This is a genomic window from Gilvimarinus sp. F26214L (genome assembly GCF_054401055.1).
Genome location: NZ_JBTIYG010000011.1, coordinates 50,432 through 77,354, shown reverse-complemented (window position 1 = coordinate 77,354; position 26,923 = coordinate 50,432). Strand labels below are relative to the sequence as shown.

General features: G+C 61.0%; 21 protein-coding genes. 10 read left to right on the top strand and 11 right to left on the bottom strand.

Annotated elements, in window-relative coordinates; all coding sequences use genetic code 11:
• Positions 1-146 precede the first annotated feature (146 nt).
• The 5 genes from radA to ACURWW_RS12995 all read left to right on the top strand — a co-directional run bounded on the left by radA (position 147) and on the right by ACURWW_RS12995 (position 6,050).
• On the top strand, positions 147-1,517 hold the full coding sequence (radA, locus tag ACURWW_RS13015; RefSeq protein ID WP_445617488.1) for a DNA repair protein RadA: 1,371 nt from the start codon (positions 147-149) through the stop codon (positions 1,515-1,517).
• Between the two features lie 253 nt (positions 1,518-1,770).
• Positions 1,771-2,193: a hypothetical protein gene (locus ACURWW_RS13010; RefSeq protein WP_445617489.1), complete on the top strand. Its 423-nt coding sequence runs from the start codon at positions 1,771-1,773 to the stop codon at positions 2,191-2,193.
• Between the two features lie 8 nt (positions 2,194-2,201).
• Complete coding sequence (locus ACURWW_RS13005; RefSeq protein WP_445617490.1) at positions 2,202-3,353, top strand: diguanylate cyclase; 1,152 nt, start codon at positions 2,202-2,204, stop codon at positions 3,351-3,353.
• A gap of 134 nt (positions 3,354-3,487) precedes the next feature.
• Positions 3,488-4,645, top strand: a complete 1,158-nt coding sequence (locus ACURWW_RS13000; RefSeq protein ID WP_445617491.1) for a DUF6607 family protein — start codon at positions 3,488-3,490, stop codon at positions 4,643-4,645.
• A 166-nt stretch (positions 4,646-4,811) separates the two neighbouring features.
• A complete protein-coding gene (locus ACURWW_RS12995; RefSeq protein ID WP_445617492.1) occupies positions 4,812-6,050 on the top strand; it encodes a serine hydrolase domain-containing protein in 1,239 nt (412 codons plus the stop codon).
• 363 nt (positions 6,051-6,413) lie between these two features.
• Here ACURWW_RS12995 and ACURWW_RS12990 read toward each other — a convergent pair whose 3' ends face one another.
• The 5 genes from ACURWW_RS12990 to msrP all read right to left on the bottom strand — a co-directional run bounded on the left by ACURWW_RS12990 (position 6,414) and on the right by msrP (position 11,555).
• Complete coding sequence (locus tag ACURWW_RS12990) at positions 6,414-7,412, bottom strand: alpha-L-glutamate ligase-like protein (protein WP_445617493.1); 999 nt, start codon at positions 7,410-7,412, stop codon at positions 6,414-6,416.
• Position 7,413: 1 nt separating this feature from the next.
• Positions 7,414-8,934, bottom strand: a complete 1,521-nt coding sequence (locus tag ACURWW_RS12985; RefSeq protein WP_445617494.1) for an inactive transglutaminase family protein — start codon at positions 8,932-8,934, stop codon at positions 7,414-7,416.
• Entirely contained in the window at positions 8,934-9,704 is a 771-nt protein-coding gene (locus tag ACURWW_RS12980; protein ID WP_445617495.1) for an ATP-dependent zinc protease family protein, read from the bottom strand. The genes ACURWW_RS12985 and ACURWW_RS12980 overlap by 1 nt, the downstream gene beginning before the upstream one ends.
• Positions 9,705-9,868: 164 nt before the next feature.
• Positions 9,869-10,489 carry a protein-methionine-sulfoxide reductase heme-binding subunit MsrQ gene (locus ACURWW_RS12975; RefSeq protein WP_445617496.1) on the bottom strand — a complete coding sequence of 207 codons (621 nt, stop codon included), beginning with the start codon at positions 10,487-10,489 and terminating at the stop codon, positions 9,869-9,871.
• 22 nt (positions 10,490-10,511) lie between these two features.
• A complete protein-coding gene (msrP, locus tag ACURWW_RS12970; RefSeq protein WP_445617497.1) occupies positions 10,512-11,555 on the bottom strand; it encodes a protein-methionine-sulfoxide reductase catalytic subunit MsrP in 1,044 nt (347 codons plus the stop codon).
• Between the two features lie 500 nt (positions 11,556-12,055).
• On the opposite strand from msrP, the gene ACURWW_RS12965 reads away from it, so the two are divergent.
• Complete coding sequence (locus tag ACURWW_RS12965; RefSeq protein ID WP_445617555.1) at positions 12,056-13,423, top strand: OmpP1/FadL family transporter; 1,368 nt, start codon at positions 12,056-12,058, stop codon at positions 13,421-13,423.
• Between the two features lie 181 nt (positions 13,424-13,604).
• Here the strand turns inward: ACURWW_RS12965 and ACURWW_RS12960 are convergent, their stop codons facing one another.
• The 6 genes from ACURWW_RS12960 to ettA all read right to left on the bottom strand — a co-directional run bounded on the left by ACURWW_RS12960 (position 13,605) and on the right by ettA (position 22,822).
• Positions 13,605-14,099 carry an Mpo1 family 2-hydroxy fatty acid dioxygenase gene (locus ACURWW_RS12960; protein WP_445617498.1) on the bottom strand — a complete coding sequence of 165 codons (495 nt, stop codon included), beginning with the start codon at positions 14,097-14,099 and terminating at the stop codon, positions 13,605-13,607.
• A gap of 29 nt (positions 14,100-14,128) precedes the next feature.
• Positions 14,129-15,265: an SO2930 family diheme c-type cytochrome gene (locus ACURWW_RS12955; protein ID WP_445617499.1), complete on the bottom strand. Its 1,137-nt coding sequence runs from the start codon at positions 15,263-15,265 to the stop codon at positions 14,129-14,131.
• A gap of 1 nt (position 15,266) precedes the next feature.
• On the bottom strand, positions 15,267-16,511 hold the full coding sequence (locus tag ACURWW_RS12950; RefSeq protein WP_445617500.1) for a parallel beta-helix domain-containing protein: 1,245 nt from the start codon (positions 16,509-16,511) through the stop codon (positions 15,267-15,269).
• 67 nt (positions 16,512-16,578) lie between these two features.
• Complete coding sequence (locus ACURWW_RS12945; RefSeq protein ID WP_445617501.1) at positions 16,579-18,474, bottom strand: diguanylate cyclase; 1,896 nt, start codon at positions 18,472-18,474, stop codon at positions 16,579-16,581.
• A 368-nt stretch (positions 18,475-18,842) separates the two neighbouring features.
• Positions 18,843-20,915, bottom strand: coding sequence for a putative bifunctional diguanylate cyclase/phosphodiesterase (locus ACURWW_RS12940; RefSeq protein WP_445617502.1), 2,073 nt, complete (start codon positions 20,913-20,915; stop codon positions 18,843-18,845).
• Positions 20,916-21,160: 245 nt separating this feature from the next.
• Positions 21,161-22,822, bottom strand: a complete 1,662-nt coding sequence (ettA, locus tag ACURWW_RS12935) for an energy-dependent translational throttle protein EttA (protein ID WP_445617503.1) — start codon at positions 22,820-22,822, stop codon at positions 21,161-21,163.
• Between the two features lie 366 nt (positions 22,823-23,188).
• Here ettA and glyA point away from each other — a divergent pair, with 366 nt between their 5' ends.
• The 4 genes from glyA (at position 23,189) to ACURWW_RS12915 (ending at position 26,909) form a co-directional block, all read left to right on the top strand.
• On the top strand, positions 23,189-24,454 hold the full coding sequence (gene glyA, locus ACURWW_RS12930; protein WP_445617504.1) for a serine hydroxymethyltransferase: 1,266 nt from the start codon (positions 23,189-23,191) through the stop codon (positions 24,452-24,454).
• A 180-nt stretch (positions 24,455-24,634) separates the two neighbouring features.
• Positions 24,635-25,093 (top strand): transcriptional regulator NrdR, encoded by a 459-nt coding sequence (gene nrdR / locus ACURWW_RS12925; RefSeq protein WP_445617505.1) that lies wholly within the window; start codon positions 24,635-24,637, stop codon positions 25,091-25,093.
• Positions 25,094-25,106: 13 nt separating this feature from the next.
• Entirely contained in the window at positions 25,107-26,234 is a 1,128-nt protein-coding gene (gene ribD, locus ACURWW_RS12920) for a bifunctional diaminohydroxyphosphoribosylaminopyrimidine deaminase/5-amino-6-(5-phosphoribosylamino)uracil reductase RibD (protein ID WP_445617506.1), read from the top strand.
• Positions 26,235-26,909, top strand: a complete 675-nt coding sequence (locus ACURWW_RS12915; RefSeq protein WP_445617507.1) for a riboflavin synthase — start codon at positions 26,235-26,237, stop codon at positions 26,907-26,909. It abuts the gene before it with no gap.
• Positions 26,910-26,923 lie beyond the last annotated feature (14 nt).

Genomic DNA, 26,923 nt, shown 5'->3' with positions numbered 1-26,923 from the left:
AGTGCCGGTCGAGCGCGCGGCGGATGCAAAAGGTGTAATAGTTACAAGCTCTTGCCCGGGAATTTCAAAGCTGGGTCGCAGCTTCCTGCTTGACGCCTCCAGAACGATCCCACAAGCTTCCCCCGAAAATTCTCGGGAGGATCGGCGTGGCCAAACAGAAAACCGCATATGTGTGCCAGGACTGTGGTGCAGACTTCGCCAAGTGGCAGGGGCAGTGCGCCGAGTGCGGAGCCTGGAACAGCTTGTCGGAAGTGCGCCTTGGAGGGGCTCCGGGCAGAACCCAGGACCAGCGCCTCAGCGGTTATGCGGGGGCGGGCGGGCCACCTCAGGTCCAGGTTCTTGCGGAGATCGATCTCGAAAATGTGCCGCGCCTCAGTTCCGGTGCCGGGGAGTTCGATCGGGTCCTTGGGGGCGGCTTCGTCCCGGGTTCCGTGGTACTGATCGGCGGGCATCCGGGCGCCGGGAAATCCACCCTTCTTCTCCAGACGCTTTGCAGTCTCGCGGGGCAGATGGACGCGCTTTATGTTACCGGCGAGGAGTCCCTGCAACAGGTGGCCATGCGCGCCCGGCGCCTGAAACTGCCCACGGACAAGCTGAAGATGCTGGCGGAAACCAGTGCCGAGCAGATTGTGCAACAGGCTCAACTGCACAAGCCAAGGGTGCTGGTGGTGGACTCGATCCAGGTTGTGCATCTGGCCGATATCCAGTCGGCGCCCGGGAGCGTCTCCCAGGTTCGGGAATGCGCCGCCTTCCTGACCCGTTTTGCCAAGCAGAGCGGTACGGTGCTCATTCTCGTGGGGCACGTTACCAAGGATGGCAGTCTCGCCGGCCCCAAGGTCCTGGAGCACATGATCGACTCGTCAATCATGCTTGAGGGTTCACACGACTCCCGTTTCCGCACCCTGCGGGGCATCAAGAACCGGTTCGGCGCCGTAAATGAACTGGGTGTCTTCGCGATGACCGAGCAGGGCCTGCGCGAGGTCAGCAATCCTTCGGCAATCTTTCTGCAGCGGCCGGAGGAAGTGGCTTCCGGGTCGGTGGTCATGGTGGTCTGGGAGGGCACCCGGCCCCTGCTGGTGGAGATTCAGGCCCTGGTGGACGAAAGCCACCTGGGCAATCCCCGTCGCGTTTCCGTGGGCCTGGACAGCAACCGCATGGCCATGCTGCTGGCGGTGCTCCACCGCCACGGCGGGATCATGGTGGGGGATCAGGACGTTTTTGTGAACGTGGTGGGCGGCGTAAAGGTACTGGAAACCAGCGCCGACCTCGCTTTGCTGGTGGCGGTGGTGTCCAGCCTCCGTGACCGGGCGCTGGCGCCGGATCTGATGGTGTTCGGCGAGGTGGGGCTGTCGGGAGAGATCCGGCCCGTCCCCAGTGGCCAGGAACGGTTGCGGGAGGCCGCCAAGCACGGCTTCAAGCGCGCCATTGTGCCGGCCGGCAACGCACCCCGCGACGGGGTGCCCGGGATGGAGGTGGTGCCCGTCAAGAAGCTGTCGGATGTGCTGGAAGTTCTGTAAACCTTACCCGCATGACTGGCCGCCGGGCGAAGCATAGCTGCGGTGCGCGTCGGCTTCCGGGCAGGTCTGGTCACGGTCTGGTGGCATCTCAAGCTGCCTGGAGGCGTCGGGGAGGACCTTCCCGCAAGCGGCCCTTCATCTGTGTACATTTCGTGTGCGTTGGCTAACAGGAGCCCTGCCTCCTGAGTCTCAGCCATTGAACCGCGCCTTGGGTACGCTGTAAGTATCCAAATCCCACCTTGCGGACTTCACAATGCACAGCCCACTGATTTCCTCCGTCCCGACCAGTGAACATCACGAGGTCAGTGTCCTCGACCCCTCCATTTTACGCCGCCACCGGTCCTGGCATTCCAGAAAACACTGGTCCGGCAGATTCTCCATTTCCGTCTGGCTCCGTTTCCCCGAGGGCCTGACCGAGATGGTCCAATTAATGCTTGGATTCCGCGACCAAGAACGGCGCAAGTCCTACCTCGTTGATCGCTGTCTCCCCAATCGCCAGACGCTGATCCTCCTGAACGGCATCCTGGACCTGGACGTCGCGGGTGAAGTGTCGGAGCTGACGCTCTACCTCAGGGGTCTTTCGGAGAACGCGGCCTGGATGCTGGATGAGTGCCAAATCGAGCCGAATGAACCGGTCCTGCTGGAAGGAAAGATGAGTTCCAGCGTGGGCAGCTAGGAGTACTGATGAGCCTGAGTTCCCCAAACTTCGGGCATTTGAGCCAATCCGCCGGCGTGGTGGGGGTCTCGCATGCCATACAGGATGCGCCTGGAGATCGGCAGCTGGTCGCGCCCGTCAGCGGCAATGTAGCGCAACGCCACCTTCGCGAGACACGGGTTCAGCAACTGATGTCACCAGAGGTGATCTGTGTGGCCGGCATTGCTTCCGTGCGGGAAGCGGCGCGGGCGCTGCAGGCCGGTCATGGCTCCTGTCTGGTCGTGGTGGAGCAAGGCCTCCCGGTCGGGGTGGTGACCAGTCGCGACATGATCAAGATCCTCGCGGATGTGCTGGGCCGTCACCATTTTCGCGAACCCCGCATCCGTCAGTTCATGTCATCGCCCGCGATCTGCGTCAATGGAGAGGCCAGTCTCACGGAAGCGGTGGACCTCCTGCGCCGTCATGGCTTTGCCCAGCTTCCGGTGGTGGACTCCGTGGGCCGGGTGGTGGGTATGCTCAGTCGGGAGATCCTGAACGAGGCGCAGTTGCGCGCTTTGGAGGAGGAGCGCAAGGCTGTGGAGAGACAGATCTCCAACCGTAGCCGCGAGCTCAGTGAAGCCAACCGCGAATTACAGGCTCTGGCCCTGCAGGACAGCTTGCTGAAGATCGGCAACCGCCGGGCGTTGGAAATGGATGTTCAGACCACCCATCTGAATGCAACGCGGTACCGGCATTCCTATGCCCTGGCGTTGATCGACGTGGATTACTTCAAACCCTACAACGACCGATACGGGCACTGCGCCGGTGACCAGGCCCTGGTGACCGTGGCCAACTGCGTCAAGGATTCCATCCGTCGCGGCGACCGGGTCTATCGCTACGGAGGCGAGGAGATTCTTCTACTGATGCCGGAGACTTCCCTGCACGAAGCCATGGAAGCGGTCTGGCGTCTGACTCGCAATCTGTACCAACTGAACGTGGAACATCGGGAGAGTCCCTACGGCCGACTCACCATCAGTGCCGGCGTAAGCGCGTTCACCCGTAAGAGTGCGCGCAGCAAAAAGACCTGGCAGGCCGTTCTGGAGGAGGCTGACCAGTACCTTTATCAGGCCAAGGCCCTGGGGCGGAACCGGGTTTACGGCCTCACGGAAGAAGCCCCGCTGCCCACCAGCAATCATTCCTGACCATATCCCGCTCTCAGCCGACAGGCCCGTGGGTGCTTTCTCGTCCACGCCCGCCTGGGTGCCGCTGACGGAGTCGCCGGCGAGCAGGTATACTCGACCGGCAGCCCGTTTCCCGTTTCGTTCAAGGAGGCAAGATGAACTTCCTGGTCCGCAGTTCCGTCGGCAGGGTCATGGTCCTGCTGCTTCTGACATTCTCCGGCCCACTGCTCGCTGCGAAAGAGAGCGCTGAAGACGCCCGGTGCGACCGACATCAACCTCTTTTTGTATTCAGCTGGCAACTGACCGATCCTTGCGCCATGAGCCCCCGTGGCGGTACCAGCGCCGGCGCTCCTCTCACCCTTGATCCCGACCCCTCTCCTGGCTGGCTCTCACTGCAGGAGGAGGGCCTCAGCAATTTCGAGCGTGACCGACGTGCAATCCTCGCCATGGCTGGCCCCTACCAGACCACATTTGATTTCATCGAGGTCTACGGCCTCACCCCGGAATTTGAACCGGATCCACCCTACCAAAGCTGGGGCACGGAATACGTTTACGTGGTGGAAGACCGCGGCGACTTTATCAGCCTGCAACACATCATGGTCATGGTCTATGAGGATGAGTCGGGCAAAATTTCCGAGCCGGTGGTCATGAAGCACTGGCGACAGGATTGGGCCTACGAAAAACGCGATATCCTTGTATACGCTGGCGAGGGCAAATTCGAACACCGCAAGTATTCGCGTCGGGATGTGAAAGGTCACTGGGCCCAGGCGGTTTATCAGGTGGATGATTCGCCGCGCTATGAAGCCATCGGGCAGTGGGAGCACCGCCCGAATTTTTCCACCTGGTTGAGTGACGAAACCTGGCGTCCCCTGCCCCGCCGCGAGTCCAGCGTGCGCGATGACTACGACGTACTGGTCGGCACCAACCGTCACACCATCGTGCCCCGGGGCTGGATTCAGGAAGAAGCAAACTACAAGACTGTTCTGGAGCGGGCCGGTGAACCGGGCGGCGACCAGCCCTATCTGTCGAAGGAGTTGGGTGTGAACCGCTACCTGCGAGTCAAGGATTTCGACTTTGGTCCAGGAGACCGCTACTGGGAGCGCACTCAGGCTTTCTGGGACGATGTGCGGGATGTCTGGTCGGAAATCATCGCCGACAACAAGGATTTTATGCTGAAAAAAACCGTGGACGGAGTTCCTCTGTTTTCGCCGTTCTTCTCCTACGCGGAAGACGTATATAAATCGGAAAGCTACGATGCCGAAGAGGGTCGCGCTTTCATCGAATCGACTCTCGACAACTATGTCGAACGTTGATCCCGCATTTATCTGACCTCCAGTCCGGGGCCACTCGGCCCCGCACCTCGCCTGGCGCGTCCGCGCTCGCACCCGCCTCTCCTTTGCACATCTTTGCCTTCAGAGGCCCGACCAGGGTGTAGTATCAACAGCGACTTTTCAGGGCAAAAATTCAAAGAGGTTAAATATGAATAACAGAACATCATTCAGGCACAAGGTGCTGAGCGCTTGCGCGGTGATGCTGCTGAGCGTCGCGCCGTTCGCGTCCGCCGACATTGATCAGGCGCGCCTTGAGGCCGTATCCGCAGCCACCAAAGCGGCCGTCGACGAGGGTAAATTGGCGGGCATTGTGACGCTGGTGGCGCAGGACGGTGAGGTGGAGCTGTTCGAGGCGCATGGGTATCAGGATCTGGAAAACAGGAAGCCCATGAACAAGGATAGTATTTTCCGCATCTTTTCCATGACCAAGCCGGTCACTGGCACGGCATTGATGATGTTGTGGGATGAGGGCAAGTTCAAGTTGGACGACCCGGTGGCCAAGTACATTCCCGAGTTCAAGGATTTGCAGGTTGCCAGCGGTGTGGACGACGAGGGCAAGTTCAAAACTGTGCCTGCCGATCATCCGATGACCGTTCGGGAGTTGATGAGCCATACGGGAGGGCTGGTTTATACACCGCTGCTTTCTCGCGGGCCCGTTGCGGAAGCCTATGGCAAGGCGGGCGTTCTGGATCGCAACATGACTCTGAAGGAAATGACAAAAAAGCTTGGCGGGATTCCGCTTAATCACCAGCCGGGTACCCAGTGGGTGTATAGCGTTTCCGTGGATGTGCAAAGTTATCTGGTGGAGGTTCTGTCTGGGCAGACGTTTGATGTTTTCCTGCAGGAGCGTCTTTTCAAGCCTCTGGGCATGAAGGATACGGCCTTCCATGTAACCGAGGACAAAGCGGATCGCTTGTCCCGGGCCTATGCGCCGGATGAGGGCGGCCGTCTTGTCAGTGAGCCGAACGGTCCGTTTCTGGAGAAGCCTGCCTTGTTTTCTGGTGGCGGCGGTCTGACGTCCACAGCCGGTGATTACTTGCGGTTTGCCCAGATGCATCTGAACAAGGGTGAGTTGGACGGGGTGCGTATTCTGTCGGAGCAGGCGGCGGAGTTGATGCGGCAGAATCATTTGCCGGAGGGTGTTGAGAATATTGGGCCATTCTATCCGGGTAATGTGTTCGGTCTGGACTTTGCGGTTGTTACGGATTCCGCTGCGAACAATGGTGTTCCGGAAGGTTCGTTCTGGTGGTGGGGCATCGCCGGAACCTGGTTCTGGATCGATCCGGTGGAAGATATCGTGTTTATCGGGATGATCCAGAATCAGGATCTGATGTATGCGCGGCAGTTGCAGGCTCAGGTTAAATCGCTGATGTATCAGCCGCTATAAGTTTTTGGGATCGTGCCGTGACGCGGAGCCACCCGGCTCTGTCGCGACACCACGTCTGAGCTCTTCGTGCCGAATCATGACTTGTTAAAGAGCGATTCTTTTCCCTGCGAAATAACGGTCGCGCACGCACTCCGATGCCGGGAGGTCGGTGCCAGGACGCGGAGCCACCCGGCTCTGCCGCGACACGCCGTGAACCCATCCCTGGGGGCTCTTCACCAGCATCCCTGCTGGTGAAGGTCGCGGCAGAGCCGGGCGGCCCCACGTCTGAAACCTTCGTGCCGTATCTTGACTCAAGAGCGGTTCTTTTCCCTCTCCGGAGTATGCAATCGCGAACGCGTCTCTCCGACGCTTTTTATTCCGGAGCTAACCCACTGATTCGAGCCGTACAGGTTCTGTCGATGCGGTTCCGAAGCATTCGCGCGAGAAACGAATGCGATCGGCCAGGGCCATGCGTTCGGGGCGGGGGATGGACTCGATGCGACGCAGGCGGGGTAGAAGGCCGCAGCCGTTGGCGACCTGGATGCTCAAGCCGGGTCGTGCGTTCAATTCCAGCAGCATTGGGCCGCGGCTTTTGTCGACCACGAGATCCACGCCGAGATAACCGAGGCCGGTCATGTCGTAACAGGTGCAGGCCAGTTCCAACAGTTCGTGCCAGTGGGGTATTTGCAGTTCCAGAAGATTCTGGTTGGTGTCCGGATGGATTTCGATGGGACGGTCCTTCTGTACGGCTCGCACGGCCCGGCCGCTGCCAATGTCGATTCCAACCCCCACGGCGCCCTGATGCAGATTCGCTTTTCCTTTTGAGGTGGCGCAGGACAGGCGCATCATCGCCATCACGGGAAAGCCGCGAAATACGATGACCCGCAGATCCGGCACGCCTTCGAAACTGAAGCGCCGGAAAATCGGGTCCACCTGAATGAGCGATTCCATTACCGCCACGTCCGGTGCGCCGCCCAGGGAAAAGAGTCCGGCAAGTATGTTGGACACGTGCCGCTGAATGTCCGCGGTGGTGAGGGGCTGGCCATTGGAGCGTTGCAGCTCGCCCTCAGGGGATCGCGTCACGACCAGGATGCCTTTGCCGCCTGAACCTTTTGCGGGCTTGAGGCAGAAGGAATCCAGGTCCGGCAGTCGCTCGCCCAGGGCATTGGCGTCGTGCTGGTTGTCGATGACGGCCAGCAACTCGGGGGTGCGCACGCCGTGTTCCATGGCCAGGCGTTTGGTGCGCAGTTTGTTGTCCACCAGCGGATAAAGGGCGCGGTCGTTGTACCGGCTGATGTAGTCGATGTTGCGTCGGTTCATGCCCAGAACGCCGCGCGCGGACAGCCGACGGAAGGGCCAGTAGTTTTCGATCAGCGACAGCATTTCAGGGTTCGCCGGCCTGGACCAGGGGGCGGAAGCGGCGCACTTCCAGCAGACGGTAACCGGTGTAGCTGCCGAGCAGCAGCACGGCGGCCATGAATACCAGCTGCAAGCCGAGGAAGTTGAAGGTCAGGTGGCGGACGATGTCATTGGTCATCACCGCATAGGCGAGCACTGCCACCAGCAGCGAGCCGCCGCCCTGGACCACGACTTCCCGCGGCCCCTCTTCTTCCCACAGGATGGACATGCGCTCGATGGTCCAGGACAGGATGATGACGGGGAAGAAGGTGATCTTCAGTCCTTCGGCAAGCCCCAGCTGGAACGCCAGTACGGAGAAGAGCGCAATGATGATGATCACTGAGATGATTACTGCCGAGATCCGGGCCACTAGCAGCAGGTTAAGATGGGACAGATAGGAGCGGATCATCAGGCCGGCGGAGACAATCAGGATGAAGCCGATGAGGCCGGTCAGCAGGCTGGTCTGGATGAATGCCATGGCGATCAGGGCGGGCATGAAGGTGCCTGAGGTGCGGATGCCCACCAGAATACGCAGCAGACACACCACTAGTACGCCAACGGGAATCAGGACGATGCTTTTGAACAGGGTCTGTTCAGCCACCGGCAAACTGTGGAGGGAGAAATCGAGCATGCCCGGGGCATTGAGGTTTCGCACTTCGAGTACCCGGCCTACCGGTACTTCCTGGTCGATGATGGAGAAGCTGACGGTGGAGTTGCGTCCGCCCACGACTTCCAGCAGTGGGCCGGAGTGATACTCCCAGAGCAACTGGTTGGGCTGCAGGCCCTGCCGGCCGTTGTTCGGATTGAAGAGCTGGTAGGTGTCCCCTTCGAATACCTGCAGGTAGGTTTGCAGCGGCTGGCGGCGGCGGCCGTCCTGAAGCTCGAGTACCTGCACTTCGCGAGCGGGGGTGCCCGCCATGTGCAGCAGGTCTACCAGCCAGGCGGAGCGCCGGCGGTGCTGGGTGAGGAGCTGCGCGCTTTGGGCCTGGGTATTGAATTCTTCGATCAGTTCGCGCGTCAGGGTAAAGGCGTCCGCTGAACGGCGGCGTGCGTTCTCCAGCAATTCCATGGCCGCTGTGGCGGTGGGGCCCGTGTGAGGGCGGGGGTCCAGGGGTGGAGGTGTTGCGGTGTTGGGGGCGTCCCGCTCGGGATCCACCAGCATTTCCACCTGATAGTAGAGTGTCTGCTGGCCCGTGGCGTTGCGGATTGACCATTCCGCGCTGCGGCCGCCGGTGGGGCGGGTCACGAACGCGAGACCATAGCCGGGGCTGGCGGTGTGCTCGCGCACCCGCTCAAAGCCCGGTTGGCTATCAGGCACTGACAGGTTGACCTTGACCGGGTCGCCAAATGCCGTGAAATCGATCTTCGCCTCGACGGACCAGACTTGCCGGTTTTCGCCCGGAAGCCAGGGTACTTCGTAGTTTACATGTCGATGCCAGCTCAGCCACAGACCCGCAGCTACAAGGAAGAGGATCAGCAGGTAGAAAGGAGTTCGTCTGGAGTTCATCAGCGGTTTGCCACCGGCTTGCCGGGTTTATATTTTTTGCGGGTGAACTTCCGGGCGACATCCACGAGCATGATGTCCCGCAGGAAGTTCCGGCCCAGCAGCAGGGGATACAGCATATTCTCCCGATTGGTGAGGTTGAATTCCGCTACGTCCACATAGTCGCCCATGCGGACCTGCAGCCGAACCACGGGCCGGCGGTCCAGACCTTCGGCGGCGGCCTGGCGGATGCGGACGTGACGAATCAGGGGCGCCTCGTACACGTCGCCACCTTCGGGGTGCTCCTCGTCCGGCACTCTGAAGCGCACCCAGTCGCGACCGTCCCGCTCGAACGGCTGGATGTCCACCGCATTCAGGGACGATGTGAGAGCGCCGGTGTCCACCCGCGCCTTGAGATTACGACCCAGCAGTTCCAGCCAGACCCACTCATTGCGTCCAATCACCATTTTGCTGGGTGCTTCGGTGGTGACGACCCGCTCCGGTTCCGGGCGCGCGGCGGCTTCTTCCGCCGGGCCTTTGGTGGTGTCCAGGCGGGTGAGGGCCGTATCGATGTCCCGGGTCTGCTGAGCGATGGTCTGCAGCGACCTTTCCATCTCCAGTTGGTATTCGGCCAGTTGGGAGAGGTATTCCTCATGCATCGCCAGGCGGATCGCCTGTTGCTGGAGCAGGCGTGCGTGTTCGTGCTGCCCTCGCTCTACGGCTTCGAGACTTTCGAAGGTGGAGCAGCCGCTCAGAACGGCGATGGCAAGCAGCAGAGGTGCAAAAGATTTCATGAATGCTTCGTTCAGCTTGGCGGTGGGGGCCACATTCTAGCAGCCCATGACTCATTTACGAATGTGGTGCTCGGAGCCCCGGACGACGGGAAAAGTTCAGTCGGCGTTCAAGCCCCGGCGGGCGCGCCCGGGCGCGCTTTCGCACCATGGAGCCTCTTTAACCTCTAACTCTGGCTTCGCTGCAATCCGCGCAGGGGAAGGAGTATGCGATCGCGGCGCAACCACAGGAGCCCGACAGCGACCAGCAGATAGAGTCCCGGCTGCACGACTCCGCTCTTCACCGCCCACAAATAATGGACGGGCGCGAGGATCGCGACCACATAGATCCAGCTGTGGAGCGTTTTCCAGCGCTGTTTCATGGCGCGCATCAGTCGCGGAATGGAGGTCACCGCCAGCGCCAGCAATATCAGCCAGGCGGCGAAACCCACCAGAAGATAATTGCGCTCCACGATCTCCTGCCCGATCAGGCCCCAGTAGAACTGCAGATCCAGGACCAGCCAGACCGCGAAGTGAAGACTGGCCCAGGCGAAGCACCACAGACCCAATGGCCGGCGCAGCCTCAGCAGGCGGCCGAGCTTGAGCGCGCGAGCCAGCGGAGTCACAGCGAGAGTCAAGTATAGGAGGTGGATGGCGCCCTTGCCGAGGAAGTGGGTGAGTTCCTGAACTGGATCACCCCCGAGCCGCCCGCCCGGAAGCCCCGCCAGCAGGAGCCACAGCAGCGGAGCGAGCGAGCCAAGGTGAACCAGGATGTGCAGAGTTCGTGGCAGTGTGGTCTTCCAGTTCACCCGACAACCACCGCTGGAAGTTTCAGTACCACTTGCGCAGGTCCATTCCCGAGTAAAGGCTGGCGACTTCGTCCCCGTAGCCGTTGAACATCAGGGTTGGCTGGCGCCGGGCAATGGCGCCGGGCCCGATGTGCCGCTCGCTGGCCTGAGACCAGCGCGGGTGGTCCACTTCCGGGTTCACATTGGCGTAGAAGCCGTATTCCTGGGGCGCCAGCAGGTTCCAGGTGGTGGGCGGCATTTCTTCCACCAGGTCGATCTTGACGATCGACTTGATCGACTTGAAGCCGTACTTCCAGGGCACCATGAGCCGCAGCGGAGCGCCATTCTGAGGAGGCAGCGTTTTACCGTACATTCCGACCACCATGAGGGTGAGCGGGTGCATGGCCTCGTCGATGCGCAATCCTTCCACGTAGGGGAAGTCGATGCCGCCCCCGGCCCAGCGGGAACGCTGTCCGGGCATCTGCTCCGGGTCGTGAATGGTCTGGAACGCTACGTATTTACCCTTGCTGGTGGGCCTCGCCTGCTTGAGCAGCTTGCCCAGCTCGATTCCGAGCCAGGGAATGATCATGGACCAGGCCTCCACGCAGCGAAGCCGGTAGATGCGTTCCTCGATGGCACTGGAGTTGATCAGGTCCCAAACGTCTACCGTCATGGGGTTTTCGACCTCACCGCCGATTTCGAGCGTCCAGGGCTTTGTCTCGAAATTCTTGCTGTACATGGCCGGGTCGGTTTTGCCGGTGCCGAATTCGTAGAAGTTGTTGTGGGTGATGGCTTTGGCTTCCGGTGTCCACTCCCAGTCCGGCTTGGGTTGCTGAAGGTTTTGATAGTCCAGTTTCTGGTCGCCTGTCCGCACGGTCATCTCGGGCTCGTCGCGGCCGAACAGGCTGTCAAGAATTCCCTGGGCGGTGACGGGCCCCGCGGCACCCGCCAGGCCGGCGCCCATGGCACCGAGCCCCATGGATTTGAGAATTGCGCGTCGATTTTTGAAAACCGCTTCGGGTGTTACCTGGCTTTCGCTCAGGTGGTGAGCGGATCTGGATTTTATAAGGAGAAAGCGCTTGCTCATGGTGACTCCACTCCGAGGAGTTTTTGATCATCAGGAAGAGGTTGCAGGCGTTTGCCTGTTTTGAAAACCACCGGGTTCTGACAATAGTGAAATGCGCCCCAGCGCGCAAGCGGCGCTGGCCAGCCCGAGCAAATTGTCGACGCGGTTGGAGCGAAAGTGCGACGTCCCGGGTATACTGCCGCGCTTGCGATTGACGCGATCACTGCGGATTGTTTTTGCATTCGCCACTGGAGTTCGCCTGTCCGCCCGATTCGAATAAATGCGGCGGAACGGTGGCAACAGTGGGCCGACACCTGGAACTTTTAGCGCGCGACTCGGCATTCATCTTGCGTGGGCTTGCTCGTTGCCCTGGCAGACTGGACGAGGAGTCAGCCACGAAGAATAAGGTGTGCGGCTTGCAAGGCAGTGCGTCTGCGATCGTGTGTCGTAGGGATTTGCATGACCTCAACGAGGCCATGCAGCAGTAATCAGAGCTAGAAGTAAATGGAGGATCACACGTGATGAACAAGAACTGGACGGTGCTGATGAGCGCAGGCGTTTGTCTGGCTGCACTGAATTACCCGCAAGCCGGCAACGCGGCGGGCTTTGCGATTCTGGAGCAGAGCGCCAGCCGGCTTGGCACCGCCTATGCGGGCAGTGGCGCCATGGCTGAGGACGCGAGTGAAGTGTGGTACAACCCGGCGGCCGCAGCCCACATTGGCACTGGTATGAACCTGGGCCTGCACTACATTGACGCAAGTTTTGAGTTCGGCGATGCGCAGGTTAGCCCGGAAGCCGGTGCTTTGCTTGCGTCGTCGCGCGTGAAGGACGACGGCGGAACCACAGCGGTGCTGCCCAATCTGGCGTATACGGCGGAAATCGGCGGTGGCTGGTTTGGCGGTTTCACGATCAACGCGCCTTTTGGTCTGGCGACCGAGTACAAGGACGACTGGATCGGCCGTTATCAGACTTTGGACTCGGACATTGCGAGTATCAATCTTAATCCCTTCGTGGCGTTTCGGCTGAATGACGAGTGGTCTTTCGGTGCGGGTGTGAGCATCAACCAGACGGAGGTGACTTTGTCCCGCGCGATGGATTATGCGGCGATTTGCGCCCAGGCTGTGGGCGGGCTTTGCCCCAACGGTGCCCGACCGGGTGCAGGTGAGTTTGACGGTGAGGTTGAAGCGGAAGGCGATGACATCGGTTATGGCTACAATCTGGGAGTGATCTGGTCCCCCGCGGAAGATACTCGAGTGAGTCTCTCTTATCGTTCGGAAATTGATTTCGAGCTGGAGGGCGACGGTACGTTCAGTGCACCTGTTGCTCGTGGTGGTTTCGAGGCTCTCGGTCCGCTCCTCGGCGGAGGTTTGGCGGCAACGTTTTCCAGCAGCGACAACACTGCGGATCTGACTCTGCCGGACACTTTGGCTCTGTCTTACTACCAGGGTATCGGAGATCGTTTGTCCTTGCTGGCGGATGTGACCTGGACGGGTTGGTCCACTCTCGACGCGATTGTGATCGAGTTTGACAACCCTTTGACTCCGACGGCGGTGGAGCCCCTGGGGTGGGATGACACTATGCGCTACAGTCTGGGGCTGAGTTTCGATGCGAACGAAGCGTGGACTCTGCGCGCTGGTGTTGCCTACGACGAGACGCCGGTACCGAATGCGCGGCTGCGTACTCCGCGTTTGCCGGACAATGATCGAACCTGGCTTGCGCTCGGGGCGAGCACTGAGGTTGCCGACAATGCGGTACTGGATATCAGCTATACCCATATTCTGCTGGATGACACGGATATCATTTGGGAGGAGATGGCTGGCGGTACTGTTGCCGGTGAATACGAGTCAGAAGGGAATGCTCTCAGCGTTGGTTTGAGTCTGCGTTTCTAAGGACGGTGAATTCCGCGTTCGGGAGGGATTGTGCCGGACGCGGAGCCGCCCGACCCTGCCGCGACACGCCGTGAACCCATCCATGGGGGCTCTTCACCAGCATCCCTGCTGGTGAAGGTCGCGACAGGGCCGGGCGGCCCCACGTCAGAACTCTTTGTGCCAACTTAAGGCGTTTAGAAGGTCAGTGGCCGTGTAGCTTCTCTGCTCTTGCGGTTAGCGGAATACCCAGCTTTCGGTAGACGAAACTCAGCAACCAGGCGGGGCCGATCAGAAGGAATTGGAGATCCTTGAAGAAACTCGGCTTTTTGCCTTCCACCTTGTGGCCGACAAACTGCCCGATCCAGGCCAGCACAAAGAGCGCAAGCGCAAATTGCCACAGCGGCCAGGGCGCGGCGGAGCTTTCATAGGCGCGGATCAGCAACAGGCAGGCCGCCGAGATTACCGCCATGCCAAGGGCAAGGGTTGCGGATAATCGCAGATAGAACAGTACGCTGAGCACTGTCGCGAGGACGGCGGCATTCAGCCAGGGGTTGTTCCCGACCTGCACTTCCCACAGTAGCGCGAGCACACACCAGAATATTACCGGAACACAGATCCAGTGGATCAGTTTGTTGGTTGGGTTCTGATGGCTTTCGCCATACTCAAGCAACCACTCGTTGACGGTCTTGTTCAACATAGTCTTTCTCCCGTAAAGCGCGGCGCCGATCAGTGACCGGTCACGCTACTGGCAAGGTTCGCCTTGCAGGTGCCATCCAGATTCTGAATCCATTCGCGTATGAGTGCGAGCCCTTCTTCATGGACCAGGCTGCGGCCCAGCTCCGGCATCATGGCGCCCGGGTCAAGGCTCGCCATTCGGTAGACAAGTATGGAGTTGTCCGGGTCCCCGGGAGCGATGGCCCAGCGTCGCCCGCCCGTGCCCTGCCCCGCGGCGATAGGTGCCTTGCACAGGCCCAGATGCTGGTCGGGCACGGGTTCACGGTTGAGCCACAGGGCGCTGGTGTCCGCTGCGCCGCTGGCGCTGTGGCAGTGGGCGCAGTTGATGTCCAGGTACGCGCGGGCGCGGGCATCCAGGTCTTCGCTCTCATCCTGCCAGTCGGGTGCGCGCGCCCAGTGTTCCGGGGAGTCCGTCAACCAGCCGCGCTCCATCCAGTCTTCCAGTTGGTTCTTGCCGCTAATGGGTGAACTGCGGTTGATGAAATCCGGTCGTGCCGGTCCGATGGGGTGTGCCTGTCGGGTGTTGAACGCGGTGGCATGACAGCCGAGACACTGGTTCGCGTCCGGTACCACATAAGTAAAGTTCTGCGCCCCGCCCTCTGCGCCCGTAAGCTGCAACGGCACCAGGGCGCCGGTAATCTTGCGTTCGGCGCGGGTCTGGTCCTGGTTCCAGACGTAGACGAAGGCTTTCCAGCCGCTTTCGTAGTGAACCAGCAGGCGTGTTTCGAGCAAACGGAACTTGTCGAGCTTCAGCCCCCCCTGAAGATCAGAAGCGGTGAAAGATGCCTTGCGGACCTGCGATGCAGTGTTGCCGCGGGGGTAGTAGAACGTTTTACTGAAAATGGTCCCGACCGGGTACTGCAGACGTCCTCCCTCGTCACGGCTGAATGTGAGCCCTCGCGGAACGAAGACCGTCCGGAGTTTGTGGGCGTAGTCTGTGAACAGTGGCGTGCTCAGGTCATAGACTTCCACGTCCTGCGACCAATGGAGTTCGGCCCCGTCGCGGTAGACGAGGCCCCAGTCGGCCAGTTGCGGCGGTATGGCATCCTCCGGGTGGAGTTGCGGCGTGGTTGGGGGTGAGCCGCAGGCGGCGAGCAGCAGGACGGCAGTGAGGAGCAGCAGGCGCATTTCAGGCGGCCTCGTCCGGTTCGCCGAGCTCGATAGCGGGCAGCGCTTCCAGTTTGCAGTCGTGGGGGGCGAGGTCGGTGGAGATATTGCTGTAGCCGTTGGGAGCGTCCACGTTCAGAATGCCCGCGTCGCCGTTCTGAACGCAGATCCGGAGCGCCATGGGTGTCTGGCCGTTCTGTTGTTTGGCCGCGTCGAAATAGCCGTCCCAGAGGATGTCCGGCAGAGAGTCGCCGAGTCCGAATTCTTTCAGCTTGAGTGCTTTCAGCTCCAGTGTGTCGGGGCTGCTTCCGCCGCCGGAAAACTCGTTGTCGTGGATGAAGATGGCCTCGGGATACGGGTCGAAGTTGTCTGCAACCGCGTCCGGGTCGTAGTAGCCAGCGGAGAACGCAGAGGAGATGATGATGTTGGCCGTATCGTTGTCGCCGATGCGGTTGCCGAAGATCTCCACGGCGTCGTTGGAGTTGATCACAATGCCCGAGCCGGCCGGCACGCTGGCGACGGCCGTTCCCGCATGTGCAAAGTTGTCCGTGTTGTTGGCGACCACTTCATTGTCAAATACGCGGGTACCGCGCCCGGGCACGGGCAGGTTGGGCATGTTGAACACCAGAATGCCGCCGGTGTTGTTGGTGGCGATATTGCCATAGACATCGGCGCCTTCGGTGTTTTCAATCTCGATGCCCGCCACATTGAATTCCGCACGACTGTTGCGTACCACTACGTTGCGACTCTGGCCCACGTAAATGCCGGCATCCGAGGCGCCAATGGCGACGGAGTCTTCAATCAGGGTGTTCTCCGTTTGGACCGGATAGATGCCGTAGGCGCCATTCTCGGTGGCCGGTCCTCCGGTCCATTCCACCCGCACCCGGCGTACCACGATGTTGCGCCCATCGTTGATCTTGAGGCCGTCACCGCGGGTGTCTTCAATGGCCAGGTCTTCGATGGTGAAATCATTGGCGCCTACGAACAAGCCCTCGGCGCCCTGCAGCTGATGACGGAACGAGAGAACCGTTTTGTCCATCCCCTGGCCGCGCAGCGTCACACCATCGGTGTTCAGGGTCAGTCCACGATTGAATTGAAAGGTGCCCGCAGGGATTTCAATAACGTCTCCGGGCTCGGCCTCGATGAGCAGTCCCAGCAGTTCTTCCTGGTACTCGGAGGTTTCCATTGGCTCGGCAGGTTTTTCGCTGCAGGCGGACAGCAGAATTGCTGCGAGGATGCTTCCTGTGATTATTCTTTTCGTTAGCATGACAAGCTCCCTTCAGCTGGTGGCCGGGGCGATCCGCCGACCTGTGGGTTCCGGGTGGTTCTCGATCTTATGCAGACAGTGGGTCGGTGAGCTCTCCTTCCGCAGCCACGGTGCGATTGCGGCCCCGTTCCTTGGCCTGATACAGCGCTTCGTCGGCACGGCTGACCAGTGTAGCCGGAACAAGGTCCGGGTGCGGATACACGGCCGCTGCGCCAATGCTCACGGTTACCGTTTTCTGTCCGGGCGACGCGCTAAAAGGGATCGCCTCCGTGGCCAGTCGGTCATGAATACGCGCTGCAACACTGAGGGCGCCCTCCAGATCGCATTCCGGAAGCAGCACCACCAACTCTTCGCCGCCGTAGCGGGCCAGCAGATCGTCCGGGCGCAGCAGCGCCGCTTCCAGCGCGGTGGCCACGTCTCTCAGGCAGTCGTCACCCCGCGAGTGGCCGTAGCTGTCGTTGTAATACTTAAAGTGATCCACGTCCACCATCAGCAAGGCCAGGGGCCGGCGCTTGCGCGAACCCCGGCGCCACTCCTTCTCCAGTTCCTGGTCGAAAGCCCGCCGGTTCGCGGTTCCGAGCAACGCGTCCGTGAGGGTCATTTCCTCGAGCTCCAGGTTGCGTTTTTCCAGCTCGCGTTGGATATTCTTCAGGTCGCTGATGTCCTGGGTGAGCAGCAGCACGCGATCAACCCGGGCGTTTTCATCCTTCAGCGGAACGGCGGTTACCTTGTAGGTCTGGCCGTCCGCGTGCAGTTCACCTTCCGATTCGATGCCTTTGCAGGCTCCGCGAACCAGAGAGTCCAACACCCGTGCCACGCTCGGTGGGTGCACCTCGCGGATGGACTTGCCTTCGATCCGCTCGGGCGCCAGCAGCTCGTACTTGCTGAGTCCTTTGCCGTCCACAAACAGGTAGCGTCGTTTCCGGTCGAGGACCGCAACGCGGCCATTGGGCAGGTGGCTGGTAATGGCCCGCGCAAGTTGATCGGAACGGCGTTGTCTGCGCGCCAGGCGGTGTTCGCGTTGACGGGCAATGTAGGCCTGACGAATGGACCGGCGCAGAAACGCGGTGGCCAGGGCGATGCCGGTTGCGAACAGGAGGAACACGCTGCTGACACGGATCCAGAGGGGGTAGAAAGTCTGCAGAAACGCCGTGTAGTCGTAACCCACTGACACCGCCACCGGATACCCTTCGATGAACCGATAGGCAATGATGCGCTTTTCCCCATCCAGTGGGGATTCACCCGTCCAGCTGCGCTCCGCGACCTCGGTGAAGAGGTCGGCGACATGAGCAAGAGAGTAAGAGGAAAGCGCCTGGTTCGCTGGGTAAAGAGCCAGAACGGTGCCGTCGCCGAGGTGCATGCCGATTCGCCGATCCAGGCGGGAGGGCAGGTTTTCGAAGAAGCTCTGGAAGTAGGCACGGTCGAGAGCTGCGACGATCACCCCCTGGAACTCACCAAAGGGGCTCTCGAGGCGGAGGCTCAGGGGGATCAACTCACGCCCTGAGCTGCGCCCGACCAGGGGTCGCCCGACGCGGGTGTGCTCTCCCAGGCGGTGCGCCTCGAAATACGCTCGATCGCTGACATCGAACGATGGCACAGCAGGGAATTGAGTGCTTGTGATCCGCACCTTGCCCGTCGCATCTGCAACAATCAGCGAGCCCACCTGCGGTGTGTGCACCAGTACGGACCGAAGGGCCTCCCATGCGGTTCGGTCCTGGCTCCGTTGTTCCAGGCTGGAACGTCGTATGTCGGTGGCGACCGCCTCCATCAGTAGAGCCGCTGCGTGAATGGAGAGTTTGGCATGTTCTGCAAGCAGCCGAGTCTCCGCGTGAAGGGCTTCTTCGACGGCTTCCATTTCCCGCTCATATTCCTCGCGTACGTCCATCGCAAGCAGCGCTCCAACCGCGACGATGGCGGCGAGCATTACGAGACTGAGCAAGGTTTCGGGTTTTCTGAGAGCCATTCCACGCTTCCCTGGATTCAGCATCTGAAGATCGGGACGATTATCTGCATCCCGCCTTGTTGTTCTTGTTCGCGATCATCGTAATCGTCGTTGCTGAGCATGCTCCTGTGCCGATAGCGGGGTCCGGTTCCCGGCAGAACCTGATGTACAGCGGCTGGAAACGGCGTCACTGAGGCGCGTAGGGATAATCGCTACGCATGCGAGGGAGCCCATTATAGGTCAGGACACGTTTTGCTAAAGAATCGAATAATTATTGCTACGCACGTTTTTATGCTGTGCCCGCGAAAATCGCCGCTGTGGATGACCAGTCCGAGCCACTGCGCGACTCGCGTGTGAGTGGCTCATGGAAGGGTCTGCCGGTCATGTTTTCAGCAAAACGGTTCGGGGCGATGAATTGCGAAGCCCTGTCCGAAGTCAACCCCAAGCCGGGCGAGAAGGCTGCAGATTTCTTCGTTCTCAACGTATTCAGCGACCGTGCGAATCCCCATGACTTTTGCGATTCGCGCTATTGCTTCCACCATGGCCGAATCTATCCGGTCCTCCAAAATGCGCTGTACGAAGACCCCATCGATCTTCAGATAATCCACGGGGAGCTGTTTCAGATAGGCGAAGGAGGACATGCCGCTGCCGAAGTCGTCCAGGGCAAACTGAAAGCCGAAAGTTTTCAGCTGCCCGACGAGGTCCGCCGTTCGGGTCAGGTTGGCTACGGCCGCCGTTTCCGTTAACTCGAAACAGACCCGGGAGGTATCAATGGGGTAGGCGGCCATCAGGTCGGCAATGAACAAGGCAAACGTTTCGTCGTTCAGTGTCGCTCCCGAGAGATTGACGGAAAGCGAGCAAGGCGACTTTGTGCGATCTGCTAAATAAACGAAGACCCTCCGAACCACATGACGATCGATGGCCGGCATCAGGCCGTAACGTTCCGCAGCCGGAATGAAATCCTGCGGGGGCGCCAACTCGCCATCCGGACGGCGTAAACGAAGCAATACCTCGTAATGGGCCGGGACCAGCGCACGTTCGCCGAGCGGCAGAATTTTCTGCCAGTACAGCTCGAACCGATCCTCCTTCAATGCCCGTCGCAGGGGACCAATGGCGTCCATTTCCTGTCGACGATTGATCAGCTCGTCATCTTCCACCCGGTAAATCTGAACACGGTTCCGGCCTTTTTCCTTGGCGAGAAAGCAGGACGAGTCCGCCGCGCTGAGGGCGCCGCTCAGGCCCATGTCCCGGTCCGTAATGGCCACCAGGCCTATGCTGACGCTCCCCCCGAATACCCGCTTTTGCCAGATGAACTCCAGGTCGCTGATACTCTCCCGCAGCTCTTCTGCGATTCGGGTGGCGGTATGCTCGGGGCAGCCTTCCAGGAGCAGGCCAAACTCGTCACCGCCCAAGCGGGCCAGGGTGTCGGCTGGACGAACCCGGGACGTGAGTACGAGGCTCACCAGTCGCAGAAACTCGTCGCCGGCATGATGGCCGCAGGTGTCGTTGACCAGTTTGAACTGGTCCAGGTCCAGGTACAGCACGGAATGTACGCCGCCGGGAGGGAGTGCCCGCAGCGCCATGTGCAGGCGCCGCTCGAACTCACGTCGGTTGTAAAGGCCGGTGAGGGAATCGTGAGCGGCCTGGTGGGATAATTGCCGGGAAAGTTCATGGGCATCGGTTACATCGTGCCCCTGCAGGAAGATGCCTGTTACCTCGTGGTCCGCTTCGAGAATGGGTTGAAAAACAATATCAATGTAGCGCTCCAGCAGCGGACCGTTTTCAGTGCGGCGGAACCGGATGTTTAGGGCGCGGCCCACGAAGGCCTCGCCGGTGCGGTACACCTGTTCCATGAGCTCGACCACTCCCTGCCCTTCCAGCTCAGGCAGCGCCTCCCGCACCGGCTTCCCGAGAATGTCCCGGTGCCCGATCAGTTGATAGAAGGCTTTGTTGGCAAGCTCGAAGGCAAAGTCCGCCCCGCGGCTCACCGCCACAAAGCCCGGCGCCTGCTCCATCAGTGTGTGCAGTTTGCGCTCTTCGCTGCGCGTTGGCGTAAAAGATCCGGGCGAATGACCCCACACGTCCGTGAGTTCGGTGATGTGGTTGAGAACATGGGTAATTTGATTCGAATGGTTGAATATGGGCCGATTGGTGACGCTCAGGCAGTGAGCCTGCCCGCCTTGTCGGCCCTCGCGAACGGGATAGCGCAGAATCCGAAGCCGATCTTCGCAGCCGGTGGTGAGCACTTTGCGATAGGACTGCAGTAGCTGCTGTTCGAGGGCTTCATCGTCCACCGGAAAGGCATCGAAGACGAATCGGCCCACAATGTCCTCCTTCTCCTGCCCGGTCAACGCCAGGTGACTCGCGTTAACATCGGCCACGGTCAGATCGCGGTGCAAAAGAACATAGGGACTTGGCGAATTGTGAAAAGCCGCCTCGTAACGATTCGAGAATTTCGCCACCGGGACTCCATTAACTGCTGGGTGGTGAGCTGCTGACGCGGGCCGCGAGGCGCGCTGCGGGTCAGAGCCCGCATTGCTCCTGACTATAGCAAAGGGCCCGCAAATCGCTGCCCAAGCGCGTCAATTGTGGCCTGTGACTTTGGAATGTGGCGTAGAAAACAACAAACTGTGGTGGGAGGGGGGATCCAGGTGGGCGCGAGAGTGGATCGAGGACGCGGGCCGCTCCGGCGGCCCGCGTGACCCGGTTACGCAATTCGCTTGTACTTGATGCGCTGAGGCTCGGCCGCAGTTCCTTTGCGCTTGACCAGGTCGTCGTGATACTCGCTGTAGTTGCCTTCGAAGAACACCACTTCGCTGTCCCCTTCGTAGGCCAGGATGTGAGTGGCCACCCGGTCCAGGAACCAGCGGTCGTGGGAGATCACGAGGGCGCTGCCCGGGAAGGTCAGCAAGGCTTCCTCCAGAGCCCGCAAGGTCTCCACGTCCAGGTCGTTGGAGGGCTCGTCCAGCAGCAGGACGTTGGCGCCCTGCTTAAGGATGTTGGCCAGGTGAAGTCGGCCGCGCTCACCGCCGGACAGGTCTCCGACGCGTTTTTGCTGGTCGGAACCTCTGAAGTTGAAGCGCCCGATGTAGGCGCGGGAACTCACTTCATAGCTGCCAATCCTGAGCGTGTCGTGCCCGTCGGAAATGGCTTCCCACACGGATTTGTCGTCGGCCAGCTGTTCCCGGCCCTGCTCCACGTGAGCGAGCTGAACGCTTTCGCCGATGGTAATGGTGCCTTTATCGGGCTCTTCCACACCCGTGATCATGCGGAAAAGGGTGGATTTGCCCGCCCCGTTGCCCCCCACAATCCCCACGATGGCGCCCTTGGGGACGGAGAAGGACAGGTTGTCGATCAGCAGCCGGTCGTCGTAGCCCTTGCAGACGCCGTCGAAGGTAATCACCTGATCCCCCAGGCGTGGGCCCGGCGGGATATAGATTTCGTTGGTTTCGTTGCGGGCCTGGAATTCCTGGGACTGCAACTCTTCAAAGCGGGCCAGGCGCGCCTTGCTCTTGGCCTGGCGGCCTTTGGGGTTCTGCCGCACCCACTCCAGTTCCCGCTCGATGGCCTTCTGGCGGCTCGCTTCGGCACGCTCCTCCTGAGCCAGGCGCTTCTCCTTCTGCTCCAGCCATTCCGAGTAGTTGCCCTCGTAGGGAATGCCGTGCCCGCGGTCCAGTTCCAGAATCCAGCCGGCGGCATTATCCAGGAAGTAGCGGTCGTGGGTGATGGCGACCACGGTGCCGTTGAATTCCTTGAGGAAGCGCTCCAGCCAGAGCACGCTTTCCGCATCCAGGTGGTTGGTGGGCTCGTCCAGCAGCAGCATGTCCGGGCGGGACAGCAGCAGGCGGCACAGAGCCACCCGGCGCTTTTCACCGCCGGAGAGGGTGTTCACGTCCGCATCCCAGGGAGGCAGGCGCAGGGCCTCGGCGGCCTTTTCCAGTTGATTGTCCAGGTTGTGTGCATCCCAGGCCTGGATGATATTTTCCATTTCGCCCTGGCGCTTGGCGAGGGCGTCGAAGTCCGCGTCCGGTTCGGCGTAGGCGGCATAGATTCGGTCCAGCTCTTCCAGTGCATCCTTGGCTTCGCGCACGCCATCTTCCACGTTGCCGCGCACGTCTTTCTCCGGGTCCAGCTGTGGTTCCTGGGAAAGATAGCCGACCTTGATGTCGGGCATGGGTCGCGCTTCGCCCACATAGTCCTGGTCCACCCCGGCCATGATTCGCAGGAGGGTGGACTTGCCGGCGCCGTTCAGCCCGAGTACGCCGATTTTTGCGCCAGGGAAGAAGGACAGGGAAATGTCCTTGAGGATTTCACGTTTGGGGGGGACGATCTTGCCCACACCCTGCATGGTGTATACGTATTGAGCCATAGGGTTTGTAGTCGGTCCGGGTAAGTGATTGGGTAGTCTTGCGGATCAGCATCCTGCGCTGTCCGCGCCCTGTATCCGGGCAGCGTACCATGTGGGACATGGCAGGCCACCGCTAACCGTGTTTGCCTGGCCGCGAGTTCAGGGTTCGCTCGGCCCGGGGTGAAAAGCGGCAGCGACGTTAGCGAATGTGGGGGCAAAATTCAATGAGGCAAGAGGGCCGGGTCTTGGGCTGCGTCCACCGGAGCTTGTTATTCTCCATTGCTCCAGGCTCCACCCGTATCGGCCCGCGTATATAGAGACTAAGTGCCGACCATCCTGTACAATCCGCGCTCTCATTTATTCCCCTTTGCAAGCGACGAGGCAGCGATGTTTGACCAGTCCCAAACTCTCGATTCTTTTGATCCGGATATCTGGCAGGCGATTCAGGACGAGGACCGCCGTCAGGAAGAGCACATCGAGCTGATTGCCTCGGAGAACTACACCAGCCCGCTGGTCATGGCAGCCCAGGGCAGCAAGCTCACCAACAAGTACGCCGAGGGCTATCCTCACAAGCGCTACTACGGCGGCTGCGAATACGTGGACCAGGTGGAAATTCTGGCCATCGAGCGAGCCAAGGCCCTGTTCGGCGCGGATTACGCCAACGTCCAGCCCCATTCCGGCAGCCAGGCCAACTCTGCGGTCTACCAGGCGCTGCTCGCGCCGGGCGATACCGTGCTGGGCATGAGCCTGGACCACGGCGGGCACCTGACCCACGGTGCCAAGGTCAACTTTTCCGGCAAGATTTATAACTCCGTCCAGTACGGGCTCAACACCGACACTGGCGAGGTGGATTACGATCAGGTCGAGCAATTGGCTCGCGAGCACAAGCCGAAAATGATCATCGCCGGCTTTTCCGCCTATTCCCAGGTCATGGACTGGGAGCGCTTCGCCGCTATTGCGAAAAGCGTCGGCGCCTACCTGATGGTGGACATGGCCCACGTGGCCGGACTGGTCGCGGCAGGCGTTTATCCAAATCCGGTGCCCTTCGCCGACGTGGTGACCTCCACGACCCACAAGACCCTGCGCGGCCCGCGGGGCGGTCTGATCATCGCGCGCGCCAACGAAGAGATTGAGAAAAAGCTGAACTCGGCGGTGTTCCCCGGCGGTCAGGGTGGCCCCCTGATGCACGTTATCGCCGGCAAGGCCGTGTGCTTCAAGGAAGCCATGGGCGACGACTTCAAAACCTATCAGCGCCAGGTGGTGAAGAATGCCCAGGCCATGGCGGCCACCTTCATGGAGCGAGGCCTGAAGATCGTCTCCGGCGGCACCGAAAACCACCTCATGCTGGTGGACCTGATCGGCAAGGAATACACCGGCAAAGACGCAGATGCGGCGCTGGGGCGAGCCAATATCACGGTCAACAAGAATGCCGTGCCCAACGACCCGCGCTCACCATTTGTGACCAGTGGTCTGCGGGTCGGTACCCCGGCCATCACCACCCGTGGTTTCAAGGAAGCGGAAACCCGTCAGCTCACCCATTGGATGTGCGACGTGCTGGACGCCCTCGAAGGCGATAACGCCGAGGCGATGATCGCCGAGGTGAAGGGCAAGGTGCTGGACATCTGCAAGCAGTTCCCGGTGTACGCCTCCTGACAATCTGACGCAGCCGAGCAGGGACGCCCGGTCACGCCAAAACCGAACACCTCGGCCGACCCGTGCTACGGTCGCCCCCGACCGAGGGCCTGAAGCAGGGCTTTGAGTGGGAGGGAAGGGGGTGACTGCCTGTGCTAGAATCGCACCCACATTCTGGGTCGCTCACTTCTGGAAAACCCCATGCATTGTCCCTTCTGTGGCGCAGACGACACCAAGGTCATCGATTCCCGCCTGGTTTCCGACGGCGATCAGGTCCGCCGGCGTCGGGAGTGCCTGTCCTGCCACGAGCGCTTCACCACCTACGAGGTGGCCGAACTGCTCATGCCCCGGGTCATCAAGACCGACGGCACTCGCGAGCCCTTCGACGATGCCAAACTGCGGGCCGGTCTGCAGCGGGCCCTGGAGAAGCGCCCGGTAAGCATCGAAAGCATCGAATCCGCCATCAGCCGCATCAAACACAACCTGCAGGCCACTGGCGAGCGGGAACTGCCGTCGCGAACCATCGGCGAGAAGGTGATGGAAGAATTGCGTCAGCTGGATCAGGTGGCCTATGTGCGATTCGCCTCGGTCTATCGGAGTTTTCAGGACGTCGAAGAATTCCGCCGTGAAATCGACAGCCTGTCCCGGCAGGCAGATTAACCTCCAGGCGCCTATGTCCAACCCAGACGATCTTCGCCATATGGCGGCCGCCATCGGCCTCGCCCGACGCGGTCTTTACACCACCCAGCCCAATCCCATGGTGGGCTGTGTGCTGGTGCGGGATGGTCAGGTGATCGGGCAGGGTTGGCACCAGCGCGCCGGCCAGGCCCACGCTGAAATCAAGGCCCTGGAGGACGCCCGCGAACGCGGCCACAGCACAGCGGGCGCCCGGGCCTACGTCTCTCTGGAGCCCTGCTCCTTCCATGGCAAAACCGGCCCCTGCACTCAGGCACTCATCAGTGCGGGGCTGCGGACTGTGGTGTATGGGATGGAGGACCCCAACCCGAAAGTGTCGGGCGATGGACTCCAACAACTGCGCGACGCGGGCATCGAAGTTATCGGCCCCGTCCTCGAACAGGAAGCCCGGCAGATCAACCCGGGGTTCAACAAGCGCATGGCCGAAGGGCTTCCCTTCGTGCGGGTAAAAATGGCCATGAGTCTCGATGGCCGTACCGCCATGGCCAGCGGGGAGAGCAAATGGATTACCGGCCCAGCGGCCCGCGGCGACGTGCAGCGACTGCGGGCACGCAGCTCGGCCGTGATCAGCGGCATCGAAACCGTGCTGCGGGACGACCCCACATTGAACGTGCGAGCCGCAGAGCTGGGCCTGCCCAATGCCGCGGCCATTGCCGGGCTTCAGCCTCTGCGGGTGATTCTGGATTCAAATGGGCGCCTGCCCGCTTCGGCGCGCACACTCAATGCCCCCGGCCGGGTCCTGCTGGTAAACGCGGAAGGGGAAAGTACCCTGCCGGCAAGCCCGGCGGCCACCATCGACCGCATCAACATGAACGATGGCAAGGGCCGGATCGACCTGCGCCAACTGTTGAAGGTGCTGGCCGACCAGCAGTGCAACGAGGTGCTGGTGGAAACCGGCGCGACCCTTGCCGGAGAGTTCATTACCCAGGGTCTGGTGGATGAAATCATCATCTACATGGCCCCCAAGCTGCTGGGAAGCAGCGCGCGGCCCCTGTTCAACATGCCCCTGGAAACCATGGCCGCACAACTGGGCCTGAAAATCGCCGACGTCCGCCCCATCGGACAGGACTGGCGCATCACCGCCACCATCGACCCGGAGGCCTGAATGTTCACCGGCATCATCGAAGCCATCGGCCAGATCGCGGCCGTTGAGCCTTGTAAAGGCGACCTGCGGCTCCACATCAAAACCGGTACGCTGGATCTGTCCGATGTGCACCTAGGAGACTCCATCGCCTGCAACGGTGTATGCCTCACCGCGACTCAACTGCCCGGCGACGGATTCTGGGCCGACGTGTCCCAGGAATCCCTGGAACACACCACCATCGCGGACTGGACAGTGGGAGACCGGATCAACCTGGAAAAAGCCCTCACCGCCAACGCGCGTCTGGGCGGCCACATCGTCAGCGGCCACGTGGATGGGGTCGGCACCATACGGCAACGCAGCACCGACGCACGCTCCGAGCGCTTCGTCGTCGCCGCACCCGGGCACCTGGCCCGCTACATTGCCCAGAAAGGCTCGATTACCGTCGACGGCACCAGCCTCACGGTCAACAAAGTGCAAGGCGCGGAATTCGAGCTCAACATTGTGCCCCACACTCTGGAGCACACCGTCATTGGGCAGTACCAGCCCGGCCACAGAGTGAACCTGGAAGTGGACCTGCTGGCCCGATATCTGGAACGACTGCTCCTGGCGCGCGATGCCGGGAGCGAGGGCGGAGAATCCATCAGCCTGGATTTTCTCGCCCGGCACGGATTTGCCGATCCCGCGCGGGGGAACTGAGCACCCCTCGCGCC